The 22,502-nt window shown below is 65.8% G+C and carries 18 protein-coding genes; 6 read left to right on the forward strand and 12 right to left on the reverse strand.

The window, feature by feature from the left end; all coding sequences use genetic code 11:
• Window positions 1-93 precede the first annotated feature (93 nt).
• The 4 genes from ACLQ28_RS25665 to ACLQ28_RS25680 all read right to left on the reverse strand — a co-directional run bounded on the left by ACLQ28_RS25665 (window position 94) and on the right by ACLQ28_RS25680 (window position 6,552).
• Complete coding sequence (locus ACLQ28_RS25665) at window positions 94-1,638, reverse strand: AAA family ATPase (RefSeq protein WP_425688831.1); 1,545 nt, start codon at window positions 1,636-1,638, stop codon at window positions 94-96.
• 75 nt (window positions 1,639-1,713) lie between these two features.
• Entirely contained in the window at window positions 1,714-3,126 is a 1,413-nt protein-coding gene (locus ACLQ28_RS25670; protein WP_425688832.1) for a hypothetical protein, read from the reverse strand.
• Entirely contained in the window at window positions 3,126-5,348 is a 2,223-nt protein-coding gene (locus ACLQ28_RS25675) for an ATP-binding protein (RefSeq protein ID WP_425688902.1), read from the reverse strand. The genes ACLQ28_RS25670 and ACLQ28_RS25675 overlap by 1 nt, the downstream gene beginning before the upstream one ends.
• 43 nt (window positions 5,349-5,391) lie before the next feature.
• Window positions 5,392-6,552 (reverse strand): DNA adenine methylase, encoded by a 1,161-nt coding sequence (locus tag ACLQ28_RS25680; RefSeq protein ID WP_425688833.1) that lies wholly within the window; start codon window positions 6,550-6,552, stop codon window positions 5,392-5,394.
• Between the two features lie 828 nt (window positions 6,553-7,380).
• On the opposite strand from ACLQ28_RS25680, the gene ACLQ28_RS25685 reads away from it, so the two are divergent.
• A complete protein-coding gene (locus ACLQ28_RS25685) occupies window positions 7,381-10,464 on the forward strand; it encodes a DUF3427 domain-containing protein (RefSeq protein ID WP_425688834.1) in 3,084 nt (1,027 codons plus the stop codon).
• Window positions 10,465-10,474: 10 nt separating this feature from the next.
• On the opposite strand, the gene ACLQ28_RS25690 is transcribed toward ACLQ28_RS25685, so the two are convergent.
• Complete coding sequence (locus tag ACLQ28_RS25690) at window positions 10,475-10,774, reverse strand: helix-turn-helix domain-containing protein (RefSeq protein ID WP_425688835.1); 300 nt, start codon at window positions 10,772-10,774, stop codon at window positions 10,475-10,477.
• A gap of 285 nt (window positions 10,775-11,059) precedes the next feature.
• On the opposite strand from ACLQ28_RS25690, the gene ACLQ28_RS25695 reads away from it, so the two are divergent.
• Entirely contained in the window at window positions 11,060-11,188 is a 129-nt protein-coding gene (locus ACLQ28_RS25695) for a hypothetical protein (protein WP_357306035.1), read from the forward strand.
• Between the two features lie 82 nt (window positions 11,189-11,270).
• Complete coding sequence (locus tag ACLQ28_RS25700; RefSeq protein WP_425688836.1) at window positions 11,271-11,855, forward strand: hypothetical protein; 585 nt, start codon at window positions 11,271-11,273, stop codon at window positions 11,853-11,855.
• A 398-nt stretch (window positions 11,856-12,253) separates the two neighbouring features.
• On the opposite strand, the gene ACLQ28_RS25705 is transcribed toward ACLQ28_RS25700, so the two are convergent.
• Window positions 12,254-13,369, reverse strand: a complete 1,116-nt coding sequence (locus ACLQ28_RS25705; RefSeq protein WP_425688837.1) for a ricin-type beta-trefoil lectin domain protein — start codon at window positions 13,367-13,369, stop codon at window positions 12,254-12,256.
• A 240-nt stretch (window positions 13,370-13,609) separates the two neighbouring features.
• Here ACLQ28_RS25705 and ACLQ28_RS25710 point away from each other — a divergent pair, with 240 nt between their 5' ends.
• Window positions 13,610-14,047: a VOC family protein gene (locus ACLQ28_RS25710; protein WP_425688838.1), complete on the forward strand. Its 438-nt coding sequence runs from the start codon at window positions 13,610-13,612 to the stop codon at window positions 14,045-14,047.
• Window positions 14,048-14,059: 12 nt separating this feature from the next.
• On the opposite strand, the gene ACLQ28_RS25715 is transcribed toward ACLQ28_RS25710, so the two are convergent.
• From ACLQ28_RS25715 to ACLQ28_RS25725, 3 genes are all read right to left on the reverse strand, one after another.
• Window positions 14,060-15,265 (reverse strand): hypothetical protein, encoded by a 1,206-nt coding sequence (locus ACLQ28_RS25715; RefSeq protein WP_425688839.1) that lies wholly within the window; start codon window positions 15,263-15,265, stop codon window positions 14,060-14,062.
• A gap of 285 nt (window positions 15,266-15,550) precedes the next feature.
• Window positions 15,551-16,099, reverse strand: coding sequence for a WapI family immunity protein (locus ACLQ28_RS25720; protein ID WP_425688840.1), 549 nt, complete (start codon window positions 16,097-16,099; stop codon window positions 15,551-15,553).
• A 45-nt stretch (window positions 16,100-16,144) separates the two neighbouring features.
• Complete coding sequence (locus ACLQ28_RS25725) at window positions 16,145-17,293, reverse strand: hypothetical protein (protein WP_425688841.1); 1,149 nt, start codon at window positions 17,291-17,293, stop codon at window positions 16,145-16,147.
• 167 nt (window positions 17,294-17,460) lie between these two features.
• On the opposite strand from ACLQ28_RS25725, the gene ACLQ28_RS25730 reads away from it, so the two are divergent.
• Complete coding sequence (locus tag ACLQ28_RS25730; RefSeq protein WP_425688842.1) at window positions 17,461-19,002, forward strand: gluconokinase; 1,542 nt, start codon at window positions 17,461-17,463, stop codon at window positions 19,000-19,002.
• 22 nt (window positions 19,003-19,024) lie between these two features.
• Here the strand turns inward: ACLQ28_RS25730 and ACLQ28_RS25735 are convergent, their stop codons facing one another.
• Window positions 19,025-19,309, reverse strand: a complete 285-nt coding sequence (locus tag ACLQ28_RS25735) for a putative quinol monooxygenase (protein WP_425688843.1) — start codon at window positions 19,307-19,309, stop codon at window positions 19,025-19,027.
• A gap of 158 nt (window positions 19,310-19,467) precedes the next feature.
• Between ACLQ28_RS25735 and ACLQ28_RS25740 the strand changes: the two genes are divergently transcribed.
• Window positions 19,468-20,835, forward strand: a complete 1,368-nt coding sequence (locus ACLQ28_RS25740; RefSeq protein WP_425688844.1) for a serine hydrolase — start codon at window positions 19,468-19,470, stop codon at window positions 20,833-20,835.
• 7 nt (window positions 20,836-20,842) lie between these two features.
• On the opposite strand, the gene ACLQ28_RS25745 is transcribed toward ACLQ28_RS25740, so the two are convergent.
• Both ACLQ28_RS25745 and ACLQ28_RS25750 read right to left on the reverse strand, forming a co-directional pair.
• The gene (locus ACLQ28_RS25745) at window positions 20,843-21,619 is read right to left on the reverse strand and encodes a hypothetical protein (RefSeq protein ID WP_425688845.1); all 777 of its coding nucleotides are present in this window, start codon (window positions 21,617-21,619) and stop codon (window positions 20,843-20,845) included.
• 92 nt (window positions 21,620-21,711) lie between these two features.
• The gene (locus ACLQ28_RS25750) at window positions 21,712-22,470 is read right to left on the reverse strand and encodes a MerR family transcriptional regulator (protein ID WP_425688846.1); all 759 of its coding nucleotides are present in this window, start codon (window positions 22,468-22,470) and stop codon (window positions 21,712-21,714) included.
• Between the last annotated feature and the right edge of the window lie 32 nt (window positions 22,471-22,502).

Raw genomic sequence — 22,502 nt, forward strand, 5'->3', positions numbered from 1 at the left:
GCAGCCGCGCTCGCAATTCCGCGTCCCGAATTCTTGATACACACTTTGAGAAGCTGAAGCGTGCAGACCTAGTCGGCTGGGCAACCTTCCACATCAGAGACCGACCTCAGCTTCCCTCGCAGCAATTAGCCCGCGGCCGAGCGCCCTGGCCTCGCCTCCTACCTGTCCATCCAGCCGATCGACAAGCTGCTCATAGGAGGCCCCTGATCCCACAATCTCTCGCACCACCTGGTGAAACCCTGAACGCGTAACCTCTAGTCCAAAGACTTCCCTCGTAAGCACACCGACGTTCTCGCCAAAAGTCTCAACTACCGGCCTCTCGGCAACAAGCTCACCGGCCGAACGACGCAGTTTCCAGGAACACTGCGCAGGCACCTCCTGAAGCACAACGGGCGAGTGAGTCGCGATGATCGCGACTCCGTTTCTTTCAACAAGGAGGTCGGACAGAGCGCGGATAAATGCCGATAGGAGCGGAGGGTGCAGATGCGCTTCAGGTTCATCGAGCAAGACTAGCGAGCGTTCCTCGACACTCTCAACCAAGCGAGTCACGGTCAGCAACACAATCTTATGGCCAGAACTGAGCGATCTGAATAGCTTGCTCGCCTTCTGCCTCAGCTCTTCGTCCTCCATCGCGGACGCCGCCAGCTCCGCCACTCCCGCATCGCAAAAGATCGGGTCCGCCTCAAGCGTCAGGAGCGCTTTCCGCCAGCGGGTTAACCTAGCGCCTTGCAGACAGACTTTTACGCTCAGCCCGAACTCCCGAGCAAGCGCAGCAGGGCTTTTAGGTGCAAGCGGCCGGTCATCGGCCGCCGTCCGCACCCTTTTCAAGCCAACGTAGGTATATTGAAGACCAGTCGCCTTATTCCTTCGGTTCCGGATTGGCTCGAATACATCGAACGCGCTGAAGGTAACGGAAACAAGGTTCGCAAAGCCCGTCTCAGCCTGATCGGAGTTGAGGTTCTGAAACAGCCCCACCTCGTTCTGCGACGCGTGGTCTTCCGCGAGCGCTCGCGCCATATTATTAAGAAGATGAGTCTTTCCTACACCATTTGGGCCTATCAGCACATGAATGTTAGTTGGCGGGCTAGATCCCGGCTGCACGTCGAAGTGAAGCGTGATCAGTCTGCTCACAGTCGCGTCGCTGCGGGGCGGCGTATACGAGAACGAAATCGGAGAAAGTCGGTCGCCCCCGCTTGCCAGTCGTCGAAATTGCCCCTCCACGGAAGCCCGTTGAACAGACCTTAAAAGCGAAGTTCCAGTCACGTCTTCATACAGCGCCCGCTCGAACAAATCCTCATGCAAGGCGATGTCGCGAAGTGCGGTCAACACGGCCGCCTTTCGGCCACGGCCGATTCTGTCGAGTCTCTGGTAATAGCTGTCGTCCTGACCGACGGAGAAGAACTCCTCACCCAGCCCAGCGAAAGTTTCTGGCATCAGAGGCCGCCGTTGCTCTGGCCCCATCCCGAACTGGCCGATTTTGACCTGTCCAATATCCAGCACTTCACCGTTCTCAAGCCGACACAGTAAATTAAATTGTGTGCGAAAACCGAAGTCATCCCAATCCTCGGCGACCAGCAGCGCAAGAAATCCTCGATACTGCGGCTGGCGCTGGGTTCTCGAAATAACTTGAAACTGCACTGCGGCCTCCATATTAGCCTGCCCGCCCTATCGCAGCGATAGCCCACCTACGCCCGTGATGCGCAACGTGAGGATCTATTCTTTCCGCCTGAGAACTTGGTCTGTCAGGAGGCGCAGCACGTGCTCGGTATTTACAAGGGGATAAGCGGCCCAATGGTGTGCTAGGGAAACGGGAATCAGCGCATCGTCATAGAGGCGACTCCCTAGCTCGTCAAGTAGGTCCAGCGCACGAGCCAAGGTTGAGAATCTGCCGACGGCACTCAGATCCTCATCTGCGCCGGGAGCGCCATAGGCTGCTCCCGTGTTCGGGGGCACCGTGATCACCAGCAATTGATCGTCGGAAGCATGGTAGAAGAGTTTCCGGCCAAAATACGTCTCTGTGAGACTCACGATCCGCAGGCGAGTGGTCATGTATTTGTCGTCTAGCCGCATTAACGATCTGCGTGGTATGAATCGATGAATGCCTCGAAGGTGCTCCACCGGATAACCACTTTTAGCGACGCCTACCACTACTGGTGGTTCGTGCCCACGAGACGCTGCCCGCGTCCACAGGGCTTGCCAAGCCCCAAGCAAACCTGCATGATACCGAGCCGCCTGACCGAATATGGCAAGGTCGCCATCGCAGATAAAAGCGGTCCGCTGCAATACCCGTGGTGACGCATCTTCTAGCCCTAAAGCCACTCCAAGGAGAACTAGATGCTCAATAACCTGATGCGTTCGACCAAGCACCTCGCCGTTACTTGCATCCGGCTTAAATGCCTCCCAGATGCGTAAGGCGTCGGTCGACCAGACGGTGCAGCCACACGACGGGCAATTGGCAGGCTGATCAAATGAGATCGGAAATGCGTTTCGCTTACCCGAGGCATTGCTGAGTTTGCACTCGGCATTAGGACACTTCGTGAGAAGTAGCTGTCCCCTGCTGGCCGCCGCCGAAGCACCTTCGAGTCTAATATACTTCGCCGCTTCTAGTAAGACGTCCAGTAAAGAACGCTTCTGCACCTTAGTGGAGGCAAACAGATAGAAGAGCTCGGCTCTAAATGCCTCGACCGGGTCGTCATAAAACTCATGCTCGAGGAAGGAGCTCGGCAAGAACCCAGAGACGACCGAGGCTTGAGTAGCGTCGGCAATCCGGGCAGGATCAACCCACTCGTCATTCTGATCGAGCATTTTGTGGAGGTCTATGAAAACGCCTGCGACCTGCATATATAGCGCTCGGGTGGACGGAAAACGGTTAAACGCCTCCTGCGTCTCGTAGCCAGACCCGTCTACACAAACTACGTAGCGAACCTCCGGACCGCCGTAACGTTTCAACGTTTCGGCAGAGACAACCCTTTCTTCGATCATCGAAGGATCGAAGCCATCCTCCGGACGTCGATACTTTGACAGCCGTTCAAGGATGGTCTTATTACTTGAAGTTGGCAGGTGACCGAAGCGAGCAGCTACTTCGTATCGGACGACGCCTCGTGGTCCGCTAAAGTTGTAGGGCATCAGTGGTTCCCTGATCCCGCCCCGCCGGTGATCTTGGCGTAGATGGCATCGGGATCTTCACAGTCTGACAGGTCATCCGCCTGCACTGAGATGTCCGGGATGTAATCAGTGCTAGGGCCAGTTGGCGGAAGCCCTGTCGCTGCCCTGACCGCATTGACCATCCCCAAGTCGAACTTCGCTACTTGAACCGGCAACGTGTAGGGAGAAGAGTCAGTGCGCAGGCGGACGAAACCTCGGTCATCTGCGCTGAGGATCTGCTCCGCGAAATCGGCAAAGTCATAGTACTTCGCAAGCTTCTGCGTCTCGGCCGCATTATTCATATAAGCGCAGACCCAGTTGGCCGTATTTGAAAGAATCATGGGATCAACGCTCGACACCTCCTGAGTAGCGTAGATCATCCCAATCTTATACTTCGCAGATTCTTTCGCGAGGCGAACATATGGGTCAGACACACTGGTCGTCTTATTGAACTTATCTCGGTCTAACAATCTATGCGCCTCTTCAAGGAAGATTTGCATTGGCCTCGGCGGGTGTCCTTCACGAAACCTGCGGGACGCGCGAGAAAGGATTTCCCGGACAACTCGTTCAGCACATGTCTGTAGAACCTGATCGGAGCCCCTGGATAGGTCGACGATTACCAGTCGCCCGTGCGCTAGATCGGCGTATATTGCAGGGGCGAAATCAGTTGTCGCCTCGGCGGAATGGTAAGTGGCTAAGCCGCGGAGTATCTTCCACCCACTTGCAGATCCCGACGGGGAGAGCATTCCGACTAGGCCATCTACGCCCGGGTCTCCATGGCCTCCCGCCGAGCGGTCACTGAACCAGAGTTTCACGGCTTCCTTGATAGAATCATCTTTTTTCTTTAAAGCAGCATTCCGTGCGATCACCTCACATACAATTTCCAGTTGTTGGGCTGACACCCGGAGAGGGCCCCGCGCTGGAATACGTATGTCATCAACGTCGGAGAGGAGTGTCCGGGTCTTGTCATTGATCGGGATTGAACAGGTCCACCCATCCTTCGGCTTGAACCCAGCCTTTATGAGGATCCCAAAATACATCGCCCTGACTGCTTCTAACCGATTTTTGTCGCCGTAGTCGTCCATATCCTCGGGTGAACGACTGGGATCAGAAGCCAAGAAATTCCGCACAAACTGCCTCGTGTCATCGCCCAAAAAGCTAGTGATGAGGCTCCATGAGCCATCGATCTGACTGTCGTCGAAGAAGTTTATCGACAGCGGCCGGATATTCTGCGCCCGTTCGACAGCAGTCGCGCCCAAACGATAAATTCGGACATCCTCGCCAAGTTGGGATAGCGCTGTGTGGTCTTGGCGATTGGCGTATGCGTATTCGCCAGCTGGGTCAAAGATGAGTTGACCGACACGACTATTGGTCTTATATGCATACAGATGCACGGCCGAAGCGAGAACTTTCATCGTATTCGACTTGCCAGCACGTGTCATGCCAAAAACGGCCGTTTTGTGTGCTACGAAGTCCTTCGGCCGAACTTGAACAGCTACTTCCGTCGTCTTGCCGTTGGCCGTGGCAATTCTCTCTCTTTGTCTCGAAGATGAGTACCGCAGCTTCCCAATCTCGATCGTCGCCTCGGTATCCGGAAGATCAGCATTAGGGGCCTCATCGCCACGCTGCTCGTCAACTCGTTCGCCCATGGGGAGCTCAACGTGGTCAATTATCAGCTGGAGGCTACCCCCGTGAGGCTTTGCCACCATATACCTTCCGGCCGCGTATATATTGTCCACGTCCTTGCCAAACACCAGATCCCCTGCATCGTTCTCAACAAAAGTACCGATGACTCGACAACGGAAAGCTGCTTGTTGCATCATCGCGCGAGTCAACACGTCGGTCTCCGGACCTAATTCATCCACATCTCGATAGAAGTTTGTTATTGCTCTATCCGAGTCCTCGGCACGGAGATGGACGAGATCCGCCTGGTTTGGAAGGCTCGTTTCACGCAACACTCTGAGCAGGATCACGCCACGGTCAATGCGGGGAACCTCGTCAGCCTGGTTGTGGATCCCCATCTTTCGCGGAAACGCGAGCAGGAAACAATGTTGCGGCAGGCCAAAGGCGCGTGCCAGCCAAGCATCATTGGTGATGATGCTAGCTTCCTTGTACCCGAGGTCGAAGACTCCGCCAATATTTGTTGAATTGCTCAGTAGGCGATTCAATGCTGATTCTTCCGCGACTGCGTGCGTACCCAGCATGAAGTCCACTTTCCCACCTCCACTAAGTAGTGCGTCAAGGTTCTCAACTATCTGAGGGTCCCGTCCGCATGTTGCATGAGTCGCAATTCCAGTCGCTCAAGGCATGATAGGAAGGCGACGAAGGGATCACCGGGAGGTCCGTAACAAGCAGTTCTTCACGAACGGCCCGCCGTCGCTTTCCCTCTGGCGTCGCCTTCAAGCCCGCCGCGCTGTAGCGATGCTTAACATGAAGCACACTGCGGTTACCCTGTTGGGGATAAAGTTCCCGGATCCGCGGGCTATCGTCATAGGAGAGCAGCCACCGGTAGCCCTTCGCCTCAGCCAAATGCGATGCTAAGGCGCCGTGTTCATCGTCTTGAAAGGACCACTGATACAAGTATGGTGCTTTGTCGACATAGGGTGGGTCCAGGTAGACGAGGATCTCGTCCGGCTCCAGAACTTTTTTATATTCACGTCGAAGCCGCTCAAGGCTCTCTCTCCAGTCACACGCCCAGACATCTAGCAGACGGCCGGCAGAGGCAAGCTCTCCCACTGCCGCGATTCGTTCCGCCAGCGCAGATTTGTTGAATCGACAGTCGATAGGGTATTTCGCGTCAGATCCTTGTTTCTTTCCGCCGATTGGCCCTGCGCGCCCGTGCAGGATCCCGGAAAAGGTTGTCCGGTTGAGAAAGATGCATTTGAGAGCCATGTCGCGCCGCGTTTTGGCACTATAGGCCCGCCACCACTCCCATCGCTCCACGGTCACAGGCTCGTCATTCATCGCGTCTATCAACCAGTCGGTGTCGAATGCCGCCGCGTGCCAGAACGCGGCAACTAGATTGTCTGCGTCGGCGAGGATTCCGTGCTCCACGGCTCCGGTTCCCAGCAAGCGAAGACTTGTTGTCGCGCCGCCACAAAACGGCTCGAGCAGTAGCGTCGGGGGAGGGAAGTTGGCTCGAATTATTTGCTCGACTATTGGCACCAGTTGCCGCTTGGCTCCTGGATACCGAAGCGGGCTAACCACAGATTGAGCGAAGAGGCGGTCGCTGCTCAGGTTTCCAGGCTTACAGATGACCTGGCTCGATGGCCACGGCTGACGTCGGCCCAGTGGCATTACATTGGCGTCGCCCGCAGCTTGGAAAGCGTGGCCCTCGTCGTCGGCGTGGACAATGACCTCCTGCGCGCAGAACAAATCCAGCTTGATTTGATCGTCGGTGATTGACATTGTCGCTTGGTATCCACTGATTCCGTAGGTGGCCGAACATTGTATGGTTCGCTTTCTGAGGCAGCTGGGGATCGTGCCGGCGCCAGGCGCACCGTCGCCGCCGACGTATCAGCGCAGAGCAGCGCTGGCGGTGTCGACCATGACGTGATACCCAGCTCGGCGTAGCCGAGGTGTATCGCGGGTGGGGCGCGACCTGACCGTGGCAGGCGGCCCGGACGACGATCCGGTGCCGCCCGGGGCGACACACACAGCCGTAGGTCAACACCTGCCGTCATTTCCGCTTCAGCAGCCGGCTGGCGCTGACTTGATGGGTCGTGCGACAGGCAGCCCGGCGACGCAGCCACTCGCCCAACTACGTCGACCCGGTCAGCAGCGTTAACCGGCCCGCGGTCGACCACCATCTCCCGGCGGTCACTCACGTCAAGGTCGGCCAGCGCGGCAGCGGTCATCATTCGTTCCGATCCGACCGCGGGCGGCAGCTCCCGCCAAGCACGCATCGCTCCTCACCTCCCCACAAGGTGCCGGGGAGATTACCGGCAGGAACCCCGTAGCGGGAGCCCCTGTGATCACCCGTCTAGCCGGGCTGATCGAACTGTTCCCACTACTAACAACGTGCGGATCAATCTCTGTCGCGATACGGATGCTCCCGCGCTCAGAGATTTGCCAGGTGCAGGAAGAGACCGCGTCAGGCCGACCGTCGTAATCGGTGCACGCGGCAGCGCCCTGGGGCCGTCTGCGCCGATGCTACGAGCATCTGTCTGACACCCGACAATGGCTCGACCGAAGGCGGGACAAGCTGAGAGCGTCAGGGACGGTTACGGTGCGTAAATGACGGATCTTGAGCGGGGTGTTTACGAACACCTGATCACCCGTGAGCTGGCCACCCGCCTCCAGCACGTCGACCCTGCCCGGATCCAACACCACAGACTCGACCCCGCCGACGCCCACCACACCCTCGCCCGTCACATCGCCACCCTGGCCGCCCGCGCCCTCCAGTCCGTCCCCATTGGCGACGACAAGCTCCACCACCAGGTCGAACTGGCGAATCAGATTGCCGACGCTATCGCCGCCCTGAGCCCAAAGGCAGCGACGGATCAGGACCAGGTAACCGACGCCAAGCACCTGCTCCACGCCATCGCCGCCCCGCCAACCCCACCGGCGCTACCAGCCTTCCCGCAGCGCCCCACCACCCCACTCTCGACCGGCGCCCTGCTGGTCAACGGCCGCCACCAGCCCCGCATCGGCCACGAGGTCAACCACGAGATGGCCTCCGCCGACCAGGTAGACCTGCTCTGCGCGTTCATCAAGTGGTACGGCCTGCGCATCGTCGAGCCAGCCATCCGCGAGCTGATCGCCAGAGGCGGCAAGGTCCGCGTCATCACCACGACCTACCTCGGTGCCACCGATCAGCGAGCGCTAGACCGGCTCGCCGAGCTGGGCGCCGAGATCAAGGTGTCGTACGAGACGAGGACCACCCGGCTGCACGCCAAGGCGTGGCTGTTCCGCCGCTCCAACGGCACCACCACTGCGTACGTCGGCTCGTCGAACCTGTCGAAGACCGCTCTGGTGGATGGCGTGGAGTGGAACGTCCGCATCTCGAACCTGGAGCAGCCGCACGTCATCGACACGTTCACGGCGACGTTCGAGGACTACTGGAACGATCCGGCGTTCGAGGCGTACGACGCGGCTAGGGACGCCGAGCGCCTGCGGCACGCGTTGAGCGGGGAGCGCCGCGACCAGGCGCCAACCGAGATCTCGAACCTGGACGTGCGTCCGTACCCCTATCAAGCCGAGATTCTGGCCGACCTGGACGCCGAGCGGCTGGTGCACGGCCGCTGGCGCAACCTGGTGGTGATGGCGACCGGGACCGGCAAGACCGTGGTCGCCGCCCTCGACTACCGCCGGCTGCATCGCAGCAAAAAGGCCGACTCGCTGCTCTTCGTTGCCCACCAGGAGCAGATCCTGCGGCAGAGCCTGTCGACGTTCCGGCAGGTCATGGGGGACGGCAGTTTCGGCGAGACGCTAGTCGCGGGCGAGACGCCGAACGGCTGGAAGCACGTCTTCGCCTCCATCCAGTCGCTGCACCGGCGGGAGGTCGACCCCGAGGCGTACGACATGGTGATCGTGGACGAGTTCCACCATGCCGAAGCGCCGACGTACACGCGGCTGTTGGAGCGGCTGCGTCCCCGCGTACTCCTGGGACTGACGGCGACCCCCGACCGGGCCGACGGCGGCGACGTGCGCCGGTGGTTCGACGGGCGCGCGGCTGTTGAGCTGCACCTGTGGGAGGCGTTGGAGCGGCAGTTGTTGGCGCCGTTCCAGTATTTCGGGCTGCACGACGACGTGGACCTGTCGCACGTCACCTGGAAACGCGGCCAGGGTTACGACCCGACGCAGCTGAACACCATCTACACCGGCAACGATGCTCGGGCGCGGACGGTGCTGCGGGCGGTCCGCGACAAGGTGGACGTCGGGCGGATGCGGGCGCTCGGGTTCTGCGTGAGCATCGGGCACGCCGAGTTCATGGCGGCCTGGTTCAGTGAGCGCGGCGTCCCGTCGGCGGCGGTGACCTCGCGGTCCGGCACTGATCGGGCGGGGTTGTTGCGGGACTTCAAGGCCGGCAAGCTGCGGGTGCTCTTCACCGTGGACCTGTTCAACGAGGGCGTTGACCTGCCGATGGTCGACACGATCCTGATGCTGCGGCCCACCGAGAGCGCAACGATCTTCCTGCAACAGCTCGGCCGTGGCCTGCGCTTGGACGACGACAAGCCCTGCCTCACGGTGCTCGACTTCATCGGCGGGCAGAATGCCAACTTCCGCTTCGACCTGCGGTGGCGTGCCCTGACCGGGGTCAGTCGGCGGGCGATCACCGAGGCGGTCCGCGACGACTTCCCGAGCCTGGCGAGTGGCTGCCACGTCGAGCTGGACCGCGTGGCGAAGGAGGTGGTGCTCGCCAACCTGCGATCGGCGCTGCCCACCTCGAAGGCTGGCCTGGTGTCCGAGCTGCGGCAGCTCGGCGACGTCAGCCTGGCGACGTTCCTCCGCGAGACCGGCCTGGAGATCGAGGACGTGTACCGATCGGCCAGCATTGGTGGCTGGACCGGGCTGCGGCGGCTCGCCGGCATCGAGACGTCCGAACCCGGCCCGGACGACCGGGAGCTGGGCCGCGCAATCGGTCGCATGCTGCACACCGACGACGTCGACCGGCTGGAGCTGCTGACCCGAGTCGCGGCCGGACCGCCCGCCCCAGGTCAACAGGAGTACGCGGGCAGCGGTCGACTGCTGGACATGCTGCACTTCAGCCTCTGGGGGCCGAACGCACCCCTAGCCACGCGCGACGATCGACTGGCACGGCTGTGGAAGGAACCGGCGCGCTGCACCGAGCTGCGGCAGGTCGCCGAGGTGCTGCGGGACCGCATCCACCGGGTTACGCCGACTGCCGCCCCGGGTGCAATGCCGTTGCGGGTGCACGCTCGATACAGCCGTAACGAGGCATGCGCCGCCTTCGGCATGACCAACCCGGGGTCGCTGCGTGAGGGGGTGAAGTGGCTGCCCGACGCCCAGGCGGATCTGTTCTTCGTCACGCTGGTGAAGTCCGAGGCGCACTACTCCCCCACCACCATGTACGCCGACCGCGCCATCACCGACACCCTGTTCCAGTGGGAGTCGCAGAGCACCACCTCGGCGGCGTCAGCGACCGGGCAGCGCTACACGTCGGGCGGCTCGACGGTGCACCTCTTCGTCCGAGAAACCCGGATCGCTGACCGCGACCTCGGCGCACCGCCGTACCTCTACGCCGGCACCATGACGTACAAGTCGCACACCGGCGACCGCCCCATGCGGGTTCTCTGGCAGCTCCAGCACCCCCTACCCGCCGACGTGTACGCCACCGCGCGGACGATCGCCGCCTAGCCTGAACCGGTCAGGCGGCGTCGGCGTTCGGCGTGAACCTGACGTCCAGTCTCCTGTCCAGGGCGCGGGCGAGGCGCTCCAAAACCGGCAGAGTCGGCACGGTCCCACCTGCCTCGAAGCGGGCAACCGCGGACTGAGTCATGCCGGCGGCGAGCGCCAACTGGCTCTGACTCCAGCCGTGCCCCTCTCGCAGGTGGCGCACCTCCTGACCGAGCTCGAAGGCGATCCGGGTGGCCTCGTAGGTTTCGGCGGCCCCTGGCTCCGCCATCCGGCTCTCACGCAGGTCGTTCCAGTCCAGGCGATCACTCATCGCTGCAACTCCATAGCGTCGATGCTATGCGGTGAACCTGTCGATTGGCTCCAACACGTCCTTGGTGGCGAGCGGATGTGGACCGTGCGTTACAGCCGGCCCTAGGCGTGACGTCAGCGCCCAAACCCAAGGAGCCCGAAATCGCCGACGGCGGCCGCACTGGGAAAGCAGCAGGACGAGTGCAGCATCCGGTCAGCACGGGCAGCACCCGAGCGGATTGTGCGCTGGGCATTACGGGAAGGGAGTAGTTCGGACCCGCAACCTCCTGATTGGACGGAGACCGACATGCTGGAGAACCTTGCCGTGGTCGGCGGCCCGAAGACGCCCGTCGCCGCGCCGGTGCTTATCGGCTTCTTCGCCCTCGTCGTGGTCGCCATCGTCGTCATCCTGTTCCTGCGCTCGCGCAGCAAGTAGCACCGCTCGGATGATCGCCGCTTAGCACCGCTCAAGCGCAACCGGACAAGCAGGCCCCGTTGTGCACGGTGACAATGTCCGTATGGCTTTCCCTGAGGCTTGGTGGGTTGACCTGAATCCGCAGCTACAGGACCAGATCGATGAGTTGCTCTGCGTGGACCGGCTGGTCGCGGCTGTCGTGCTGCTGCGCCGAGAGGGGCAGCTGCACCCGTTGCCCGGGCTCTACGAGGCGCAGGACATGCTGTTGAGGCGCCGCCGCGAGCTTGACAGCCAGGGCCTTGTCGCGCGGAAAGCGCCGCCGCTCACGACCGCGGAACTGATCGAACTGGCGGTCGCCGTAACCGGACCGGTCGTTGCTGTGGAGGCGGTTTGGAACGGCGACACTCAGGGCTGGTTCGTCGACCTGGTGGTGATCGTGCAACGGGTGGGGCAGCACCACGACGAGTACGACGAGGTGTCGTTGACAGGGCTTTCCTTCGGCACCGACGTGCGCCTGTTCACCGGCGAGGTGCCTCCTTGGCCAGAGGCAGTGCAGGCGACCGAGCAGGGCCGAGCCGTCGCTCAGCATCTCGGCGTGCCGTTCCGCTTCAGCAGCCCGACGGCACCGGACGTGGACCTGTCTCGCTGGTGGGACTCGCAGCCTCGCGGCGAGGCCACGCGTCGGTGATGCACCACCTGCCGGGTAGGCCGCGGGGCAGGAGGCCGGGTCGGCATCGCACGGCTGACCGATCCAGTGGGAGCCACAGAGCACCACGTCGGCGGCGTCGGCGACTGGGCAGCGCTACACGTCGGGCGGTTCGACGGTGCACCTCTTCGTGCAGGAAGCCCGGATCGCCGACCGCGACCTGGGCGCAAAGCAAGACTCATTCATTGATTGCCGGAGAGCCTCATCCCGACGTGTGTCGTCAGCGCGCCGGGTCCGGATCTCGCTCCGAGAACCCGCCCGCGCCCCCACGATCCGCGCAACATCGGTGATGTTGCTGCCTCAGACGCGCGGGAGGCAGCATCATCACCGATGTTGTGCGGTGGCTCTGTTCCACGCCGCGAAGCCGCGGCCCAACTGTGCTATCGGCGGCTCCACTGCTGGTTGGCTTGGCCGGTGCAGGTCCAGAGGATGAGCTTCGTGCCGTTGCTGGTGCCCTGGTTGCTGGGGTCCAGGCAGAGGCCGGACTGCACGCCGGTGATGGTGCCGTTCGCGTTGACGTTCCACTGCTGGTTCGTGCCGCCGTGGCAGTCGTAGATGGTGACCTGGGTGCCTGGGGAGGTGCCGTAGCCGGCGGCGTCGAGGCACTTGTTGCCGTACACGGTCAGCGCCTTGCCCGTGGTGTAGGTCCACCGCTGGTTCGTGCCGCCGTGGCAGTCCCACAGACCTACCTGGGTGCCGTTGGCGGTGGAGTTCCCGGGGACGTCGACGCACCTGCCGGACCGGGCGCCCACGATGGTGGTGGTGGTCTGCCCGCCGCCGCTGCCCGGGTTGCCGATGCTTCCGGGCACCGACTGCAGGGCGCTGTACCAACGGGCGGCCATCTTGTCGTAGCCGCCGGCCGTGGGGTGGACGCCGTCGATCAGGTCGGCGGTGGTGACAGCGCTGTGCATGTCGACCAGGCGGACCCGCTTACCGGCGTTCACCTTGCTCTGGACGATGCCGGGTATCGCCGCGTTGAAGGTGCGTACGGCCGCTTCCTGGCTGCTGTTGGAGAGCGGGATGAGCTGCGCCACGAACACCTCCGCCGTCGGCACGGTGGTGGTGATGCGGTCGATCAGCGTGGAGAGCCGGTTCGGCGCGGTGCTCACGTTGTAGTTCTGCAGGATGTCGTTGGTGCCGATGTGCAGCAGGACGGTCTGCGGCCGCTGGGTGTTCAGCCAGCCGACGATGTTGGCGTCGATCTGGTCGATCCGCCAGCCGGGGTGCCCCTGGTGGTCGTGGTCGCCCAGGCTGGCTGGCCCGTTGAACTGTGACCCGACGAAGTCCACGGTGTACCGGTCGTTGACGAGACGCTGCCACAGCCCGATGCGGTAACCGCCCGGCACCTGGGTGCCCTCGGTGATGGAGTCGCCGAGCGGCATCACCCGTACCCCGCCGTTGGACTCCGCTTGGGCGGCGCCGGCGGGTGTCACCACTCCGGCGACCACGACACCGAGCGCGGCGAGTGTCGCCAGCCATCGTGCCCTCGTTCGCATAGCTTCTCCCCTGGTTGGTCGAGCTGGCCGAGGGCATGGGCCGGCCGGACCGAGCAGCCGTCGGCCGCCGGGCGTCATCCGGCGTACCGACTGTCACTAGGGCGTGGCGTTACTGCCTCAGCACTGGGACGAGTGTGAGCGCTAACAGCGATGATTGTAGATTCCTTGGGTTGATCAGGTCCAGCTCTACGTCGGGGCTGCCTGCCAGGCCCCCGGGTGGCCGGGGGTTAGGTTACGACGATGGAGCAGCGGATCAGTCTGATCACCCTGGGAGTCACGGACGTAGCGCGCGCGAAGGCGTTCTACGAGCACCTCGGCTGGCACGGCCAGGAGGTCGAGGAGACGGTCTTCTTCCAGGCCGGCGGCCTGGCCCTCGTCCTGTGGGGACGCGACAAGCTGGCCGACGACGCCGGCATCGAGGGGCCGGGCACCGGCGCGCTGACCCTGGCCCAGAACGTCCGCTCGCGAGCGGAGGTCGACGAGGTCATCGCCACGGCGACCAATGCCGGTGCCACGGTGACCAAGCCGGCGCGGGAGACGTTCTACGGCGGCTACGCCGGCTATTTCGCCGACCCGGACGGTCACCTGTGGGAGATCGCCTGGAACCCCGGCTTCACCCTCGCCGCGGACGGCACCCTCACGGTTCCCGACTTCGGCGCGAAAGACGCGAAAGACTAGACCGGGAGCGGATCAGGGTGCCGGGGACGGGCAGAGCAGCGGGTCCAGCAGCGGGAGCTGCAACGGGTCCAGACAGACCGTCAGCAGCATCGGCTCTGGCGAAGGCGTCGCAGTCGGGGTCGGGGTCGGCGAGGCCGACGGGGCGGGCTGCGTTGGAAGGGCTGGCATCGGCGGGTCGGTGGTGGGCACCGGACCAGGGGTCGGCACCGAACTAGCGGACGGTGCCGGGACGACAGCCGGGACGACGACCAAGGGAACAGGGGCGGCCACCGGGCGGGCCACCGGCGCCACCGGCCGAACAGGCGCGGCGCTGGTCGACGGGGCGGACGGCCGGCCCTTCGTCGCGCGGCTGATCGATCCTGCCCTGGGCTTCCGTGTCACAGGCCCGACGGGAAGGACCGGCGCGAGGAGCGCCTCAGCCACAGGCGCGGCCTGCTCGGACCCCAACGCGCGAGGGGTCATCGCGCCAGTCCCCAGAGCGCCTGGACTGAGCGTCGCGAACACCACCGCTGCCACGGCGGCAGCACCGAGCGCCCGGCGGTCGGGGCGTACGGCCGTCAGCGGTGCCTCGTCCGGCCCCACCGAAGCCATCGGCACGGGCCGGGCGCCCTGATGAGCGGCCAGCAGCGCGTCAACCTGCGCGGCAACGCCAGCGCGACCCCCGGAGGGAGAAGCAGCCGCGAGGGTGAGATAGAAGCGGAAGTTCACCACGGCGTTGGCCGGGACGAGCAGCCCCTGAAGTCGACTGTGTTCGGGCAGCAGGGTGACCGGGACGTCGGGGTGGTGGGCGGTGCCGACCAGGTCGGCGTACTTCCATTCGCGCCGGCGCTCACTCCCGGCGAACGCCACCCGGTGGTTGGTCACGACGGCCATGCCCGTGTCGACGACCCGCAGGCCCGCGGGCAGCGCCGCATCCGACGTAGGAGCGAAGTCGCAGGGGCCCGGGGTGGGCAGCCCGGGGAGGTGTCGCGCCTCGGCCTCGACCAGCTTGGCGGTGGGGACGACGCGGAAGACGAGTTCGTCGTCGTCGAGGTCCACTGGTAGGCCGGTGCGTGGCTGCGTACACCCGAGGAAGCTGGCGGCTTCGACGCGGAGCCGGGCCAGGTGGTCGTTGCGGCGCTGCCAGGCGTCGGTGGCGTCGCGGTACGCGCGCTGCCGGCGCTGGTTCTCGCGCTCGGCCCAGGCGATCCGCCAGGGCGAGCACTCCACAGAGGTCACGGTCACACGCGGTACAACCGCTCACGTATGTGACAGGGAACGCGACCGTGATCGATGCATCCCGTTGCGCCCGAAAGGAGAGAATTGCAGGATCACGCCCGGCAGCGGCGGAGCCGGGCCACGATCGGTCCGGCTCCGCCCCCTGTCAGGACCTGCGCAGCGAACTGAAGAACAGCCTCATCTCATCGGCCAAGAGGTCCGGCTCCTCCAACGGCATGAAGTGCCCACCCCGGCCCGGTTCGCTCCAGTGCCGGATGTCGGTGCAGGCCCGCTCGGGTGAACCGTTCAGCCGGCGCGGCGTGGGTGGTGGTTCACCGGCCCGGAGAACGGGTCCTTGGCGGGAAACCTCGACGGGGCGCGTGGCGGGTACGCCGCGCAGTGTTCGGTCCACTGGTCGGCGGCGGTGGTGAGGGCGTCCGCGGAGATGGTGAGGATCAGCGGGTAGATCGCGCTGGACGGGCGACGCATCCACGGTGGCAGTGACTCGGCGGAGAATTCCACTATCAGCTCCAGCCGGCGGCGGCGAAGCACCCGGGTGCGCAGGGCCAGGTTGGGTTCGGTGAAGCGGACCAGCGCCGGCGGGGCGCTCAGCCCGAGGGCCGCGGTGGCCTGGCCGTGCAGCCAGCCGCCGAGTGCTCGGGCTTCCTCGACCATGAGGCTCGGGTAGTGGTGCGACCAGGTCTGCCCGTCGGCGGTGCGGGCGTCCACCTCGACGAGTAACCAGTCGTGCCAGCCGGGCGCGGCCCGGTCGGGGTCGTCCGGCGGGTCGATGCCAGGCTGGTAGCCGACGGGGCGCATCCGCACCCGCGCGCCATCGTCAGACCGGATCTCCACTCGATCATTGTGGCCGACCGAAGCAGACTTTAGCTTCCAAATCGGTCACTTCGTGATCGTTCGCCGCACCCCACCGTGGTTCCCGCAGGCCTTCGGCCCGCCGCCAGCCAGGCTTACCGACCCGTCACGGCACTGCACGAGGTAACCCCGGCCGGCCCAGAACTGCGGCACGCAGTCGAACCAGTCGCACACCTCGGTGGCGGGCCGCCGGATCCGGGTGCCACCACAGAAGCCGTACCCCAGGGGGTTTTCCGGTGCCCCACAGCGCGACTCCCGGGTGGTGCTGGGTGACGGTCGGGGCAACTTCGTCGGCTTCTGCGGCTTCGGCGTTGGGAGGCTGCGCGTGAGCGCCGGGGCGGCCGGGCGGTTCGGCGCGGGCGACTCGCTGGGAGTGGCGGCGACGGCGACCTCCGGGCCGCCGGTCGGGTCGGACGGGTCGGACTCGATCAGCGCCGCCGGCACCAGCAGCACGAGGGCGGCGGCCACCGCGACGGTCCTTCGGCCACCGGGCACGAACGACGACAGCCGGGCCTGCCCAGGCGTGTTCACCGCCGGCCGGAACGGCTTGAGTTGGGCGTGCTCGGCGATCAGCTCGTCAAGTTGGTCGAGCACCGCGGCGCGCTGTTCGATCGCGTCGGCGAAGGCCAGGGTCAGCTTGAACCGGAAGTCCGGCGCCGCGTCGGTGGGCAGCAGCAACCCGGAGGTACGCCGCCGGTCCAGCACCTGGATCAGGGTGACCGGCGACGCCGGGTCATGGGCCAGACCCGTCATCCGGCCGTACGCCCAGTCGCGCCGGCCGCGTCCGCCGAGCAGCACCAGTCGGCGGCTGGTGAGCACGGCCATGCCGGCGTCGGTGACGCGTACGCCGTCCGGGCGGCGCGGGCGCAACGGCCCGGTCGGCGGGGAGACCGTGAGGTCCGGGGCGGGCAGCACAGTGGTGTGCCGCACCTCGACCAACTGCGCGGCGGGCAGTGCCCAGAGCACCACCTCGTCGGTGGCCAACTCCAGGGGCAGGCCGTCACCGGCCGCGGCGGAGCCGTGGAAGCCGGCGGCAAGGGCGCGCAGCCGCCGTAACTCGTCGTCGCGTCGCCGCCACGCCGTCTCGGCGCCGCGGTACGTGCTGAGCCGCCGCACGTTCTGCCGGTGCGCCCACCGGTACCGCCACGTGGAACCCGTCGAATCAGTCTTTGCCACGCCGACTCCTCCGCCGCGCAGGCCACCAATCTGGGTGTCACAGTGTCAACAGGCCTGGTGCGGCGTACGGACACGCCAGAACGGGCGAAATGCCCGATCGGCGGAGCAATACGCACGATAGGGCGATATGGTTGCGTCGATTCACCTTTACCGAGGGGGTGCCGGTCGTGCCGCCAGTCACCATGCCGGGGGTGGTGATCGGGGTCGACATCGGCACCACCAGCACGAAGGCCAACGCGTACGACACGGCCGGTAAACAGCTCGCCAGCCACCTGGTCGGCTACCCGCTGAACAACCCGCAACCCGGGTACGCCGAGCAGGACCCGCAGCTCATCCTCGAGGCCGTGTTCAAGTCGATCAGCATGGTCGCGGCCGAGCTGGCCGTGCCGGTGTCCGGGTTGGCGTTCTGCTCCGCCATGCACAGCCTGATCGGGCTGGACCCGGCCGGTGACCCAATCACCCCGTCGTTGACCTGGGCCGACTCCCGGTCGACCCGGCAGGCCGAGCGGCTGCGGGCGGTGCCGTCCGGGCTGGCCCTGCACCGGCGCACCGGCACACCGATGCATCCGATGTCACCGCTGCCCAAGCTGCTCTGGTTCGCCGAGCAGGAGCCGAAGCTCTTCGAGAGCGTCACGCACTGGGTGGGCATCAAAGACTGGGTGCTGCTGCGGCTCTGCGACACGCTGGTCACCGACCACTCGATCGCCTCGGCCACCGGGCTGCTGAACATTCACCGGCTGGAGTGGGACAGCGAGGCGCTGGCCATCGCCGGCATCACCGAGGAGCAGTTGCCCCGGCTGGTCGCCACCACCGCCGTACTGCCCGGCCTCACCCCACAGGCCGCGGCCGAGATCGACCTGCCGCAACACACCCCGGTGGTGGTCGGCGCCGGTGACGGACCCTTGGCGAACCTCGGCCTGGGCGCGGTGCACCCGGGCATGGTGGCCTGCTCCATCGGCACCAGCGGCGCGATGCGCGTGATGGTGGAACGGCCCGGCGTGGACCCGCTCGGCGGGGTGTTCTGTTACGCGCTGACCGAGCACCGCTGGGCGGTCGGCGGTGCGATCAACAACGGTGGCATCGTCCTCAAGTGGGCCGGTGCGGCGCTCGCCCCGGATCTCGGCGAGCACTCCGAGGAGGATCTGGTCGCCCTCGCCGCCCGTGCGCCGGCCGGCTCGGGTGGGCTCATCATGCTGCCGTACCTGCACAGCGAACGAGCACCACACTGGAGCGCGCTGCCGCGCGGCGCGTACGTGGGGTTGACCCACGCCCACCGCCGCGAGCACCTGATCAGGGCCGCCATGGAGGGGGTCTGCCAGCAGCTCGCGCTGGTGCTCAGCTCGGTGCGTGCGGCCGGCAACGAGGTGCACGAGGTCCGGGCCAGCGGCGGCTTCGCCCGCAGCGGCCTGTGGCGGCAGATGCTCGCCGACGTCCTCGGCCTGCCGGTGAGCTTCCCGGCCGGGCACGAGGGGTCGAGCTTCGGTGCGGCGCTGCTCGGCATGCAGGCGCTCGGGCTGATCCCCAGCATCGACGTTGCGGCCGACCTCGTGCGAATCGAGGAGACGGTCCGCCCCGATCCGGCCGCCGCCGCCACGTACGCGGCGCTGCTGCCACTCTTCGCCGAGCTGTACGACGCGCTGGTGCCCGCCTTCACCTCGATGCGCCGGCTCGCACCCGGCCTACCCACCGACCCTGACCCATCCAGGTGACCACTGCCGGCGCGGCCTGCGGTCAGGGTGCTTCGACGCCGGAGATCAGGTAGCGGTGCACGTCGGCGTCGAGGATGGCCGTGCTCTGCACGTCACTCGGCCCGGAACCGCGGAACGCCGCCAACTGCTCCGGGGACTCCCAGCGTTCGTAGACGTGGATCCGGCCCGGTTCCAGAGGATCCGCCGCGAGCAGGAAGTCGAGGCAGCCGGCGGTGGCGCGCGCCTGCGCGATGACCTGGACGCAGTCGGCCAGGTAGGCGTCGCGCGCTTCCGGCTCGACACGGAGACTGCCGGCAATGATCAACATGGACTCTCCCCTTGGACCGGAGTGCTGCTGATGCGCGTGATACCGCAGAGTCATAGTTATACCTCTGGGGTATATCGCTTCTGGGGACATCGCCGCTCGGACGGGTGACGCCGCTCCCGCTGGCCTCACCCGCCCCTAACGCTTCATATCGTGCAAACGTGAGAAAAAGCGACAAGAGGCGCTCATCTTCGTTGCCGTGGTTCCCTGTCCGCGTACCCCTGAAGTGGCTGACGGCGACGGTCGCGCTCGCCGTGGTCGCGACGACCGGGCCGGCCACCGCGGACGGCCCGGACCACAGGCCCGTCGCGGAGCCGACGCACCAGAGCGAGCCGGGGTACGCGGCAGAGCCCGGCGACGACCAGAGCGACGAGCCCGGTGCCGAGCCGACGCCGGAGCGCGCGCCGACCAGCGAGGTGTCCTGGTTGTCGTTTCCCGGTGGGGTGTTCGCGGTCGACTCGCTCGGGCACACCGTGCGCTACCGCGCCTGCGACGGCGACACTGGCCGGGTTGCCGATCCGGCCATGCGGGTCGCCGCCGGGGTGGCCAGCGGTGAGGTCGTCGTCGGGGGTACGGCTTACCGCTACCGGGTGCCGCTGGTCGGCCGCAGCGAGGGCACACTTGAGCTGATCCGACGGCACCGCCCGCCAATCGAGCTGACCGGAGTGGTGGTCACCAGCCCACAGCCGCCCACCGATCCGGTCGCGGGAGCCCAACTGTTCCCGCTCAGCGGGCAGCTCGCCCGGGTCGTCGCCGATGCGAGCCTCAACCCGGCCGGGGTCACCGTCCGGGACCTGTCCGGCCGGTACGGCGACCAGCAGATCGCCGTCAACGGCGCGCTCCGCCCCAAGGCGGCCAGCGTGATCAAACTGTGGATCCTCGTCGAGTTGCTGCGCAGGGTCGACTGTGGACAGGTCTCCCTCGACGACGGTGTGCTGGTCACCCCGGCGGACGTGGTCGGTGGCACCGGCCAGCTGCAGTTCGAGACCTTCCCGCAGGTGGTCACCCTGCGTCGACTCGCCCAATACCTGATCAAATACAGCGACAACGTGGCCGCGAACGTGCTGATCACCTACCTCGGCGGGTTCGCCCCGGTCAACGCGCTGATCGACTCGATGAACCAGCGGTCCACCATCCTGGCCCGCCGGATGCTCGACAGTGCGGCCGCGCAACGCGGCGAGGAAAACTACACAAGCCCGGACGACGTGGTCGCCCTGCTCGGCGCGGTCTGGGACGGCGAGATCCTCACCCCCGCCTCCCGCGACCTGATGATCGGCTTCATGCGGGAGCAGACCCTGAACACCAAGATCCCGGCGGCGTTGCCACCCGGGGTGCCGGTGGCCCACAAGACCGGTGACCTGCCGGACGCCTCCCACGACGTCGGCTACTACCTGATCCCCGGCACCGAGACCGCGGTCGCGTTCCTCACCGCCGGGCCGATGGCCACCGGCGACGAGACGGTCCGGCGGATGGCCCGCACCGTCTACGACTTCCTGGTCACCCCCACCGGCGAGGCGGTCGAGGAGTAAGCCGGCGTCAGGCGCCGGGGATGTTCGCCGGCGGGTCCTCACCGACCAGGTCGGCCGCCGGCGGCTCGGCCGACACCGCCAGCCCGAAGTCCGAGTACGTCAGGTCGAGCTGAGCGGTCTGCGACTGCTCGGCGGCCAACTCGATGCGGTAACGGACCAGCCGTCCCTGCTCGTCGACGCTCGCGGTGAACGGCACCGCCCCGACCCGGTCACCGAGCACGCCGGCAACCCCCTCGCCCAGCACCGCGCCGCTCTCGCGCAGGTCCAGCGTGCCGGCGTACTCCCGCACGCCGGTCTGCCGGACGGCCGACGCCGTGGTCAGCGTGCCGGCCAGTTTGGTGTTGTCCAAGCCCTGCAGGGCGGGCGGCGAACCCGGGGCGCCGACGTGCCACCAGGTCTTGCCGTCCCAGACCGGGACGCGGCGGTCCGGGGCGCTGATCCGTACGTAGACGTCCGGCCCGGTGGTGAGCCGTTCGATCTTCACCTCACCCGTGGGCACCTTGAGCGAGGTCGTCTCCAGACCACGCTTCGCCTTCGGGTCCCAGAGCACCACCGTGGCATCGCCATCCGCGCCGCCGGTGCCCAGGTTGAGCTTGTAGGTCTGCTCGTCGGCCTTCGTGGCGGCCGCCTTCAACACACCAGCCGGGTCGGTCGAGACCGATGACGCCCCGGCTGCCGGGCGACCCGCGTCCGGCTCGTCGCCGCCACCGACCAGGGCCCACGCAACGGCGCCGACCACCACCACGAGCGCGGCGACAGCGGCGATCAACTTCGGCTTCAGCACGGTCATCTCCCCGAGCGGGCACGCCGTCGGCCGGGTCGCCAATCGACGCTCACCGCGGTGCGGTCCGGCCAGACTAGCCGGACCGCACCGACTCACGCGCGGCTGATCGCGTTGGCGTGGATGGCCTCGTTCAGGTACACGGCCAACCCCGGGGCGATCTTCTCGAAGTACGCGGTGAACCGCTCGTCGGCCAGGTACATGTCAGCCAACCCGGTCTGCACCTCGTACGAGCACTCGTAGAACCAGCGGCTGATGATCTGCCGGTGCTCCTCGGCCAACTCCATCGCCTCCGGGCCGTCCGCCGGCGCGCCCGAGGCCATCAGCGCGACGATCCGTCGACCCCAGTCCTCGTTCTCCGCCTTGTTCCGCAGCCAGTCGTCCTTGGTGTAACGGGCGACCCGCCGGTTCGACTCCCGGTACGCCTCGGTGTCACCCCACCGCTGCTCCGCCTCGGCCTCGTACTGCTCCGGCTTGAAGTCGCCGAAGACCTCGAACCGCTCCTCCGGGGTGAGTTGGATGTTCAACTTGCTCGCCTCCATCGCGAACTCGATCGCCGTGACCATCTCCTGCAACCGCTTCACCCGTCCCGTCAGCAGCTCGTGCTGGCGGCGCAGGTGCGCGGCCGGGTCGGCCGCCGGGTCGTCGATGATCGCGGTGATCTCCTCAAGCGGGAAACCCAGCTCCCGGTAGTACAGGACGAGCTGCAACCGCTGCAGGTCCGCGTCGTCGTAGCGGCGGTAACCGGCTGAGGTCCGCCCGCTCGGCGAGAGCAGCCCGATCTCGTCGTAGTGATGCAACGTCCGCACCGTCACGCCGGCGACCTTCGCCACCTGACCCACCGTGTACGCCATGGTTTCCCTCCCTTCCGGAAACCAGGCTCCCG

This window comes from Micromonospora sp. DT201, from assembly GCF_049841575.1.
In the GTDB taxonomy this organism is placed as follows: Bacteria; Actinomycetota; Actinomycetes; order Mycobacteriales; family Micromonosporaceae; genus Micromonospora.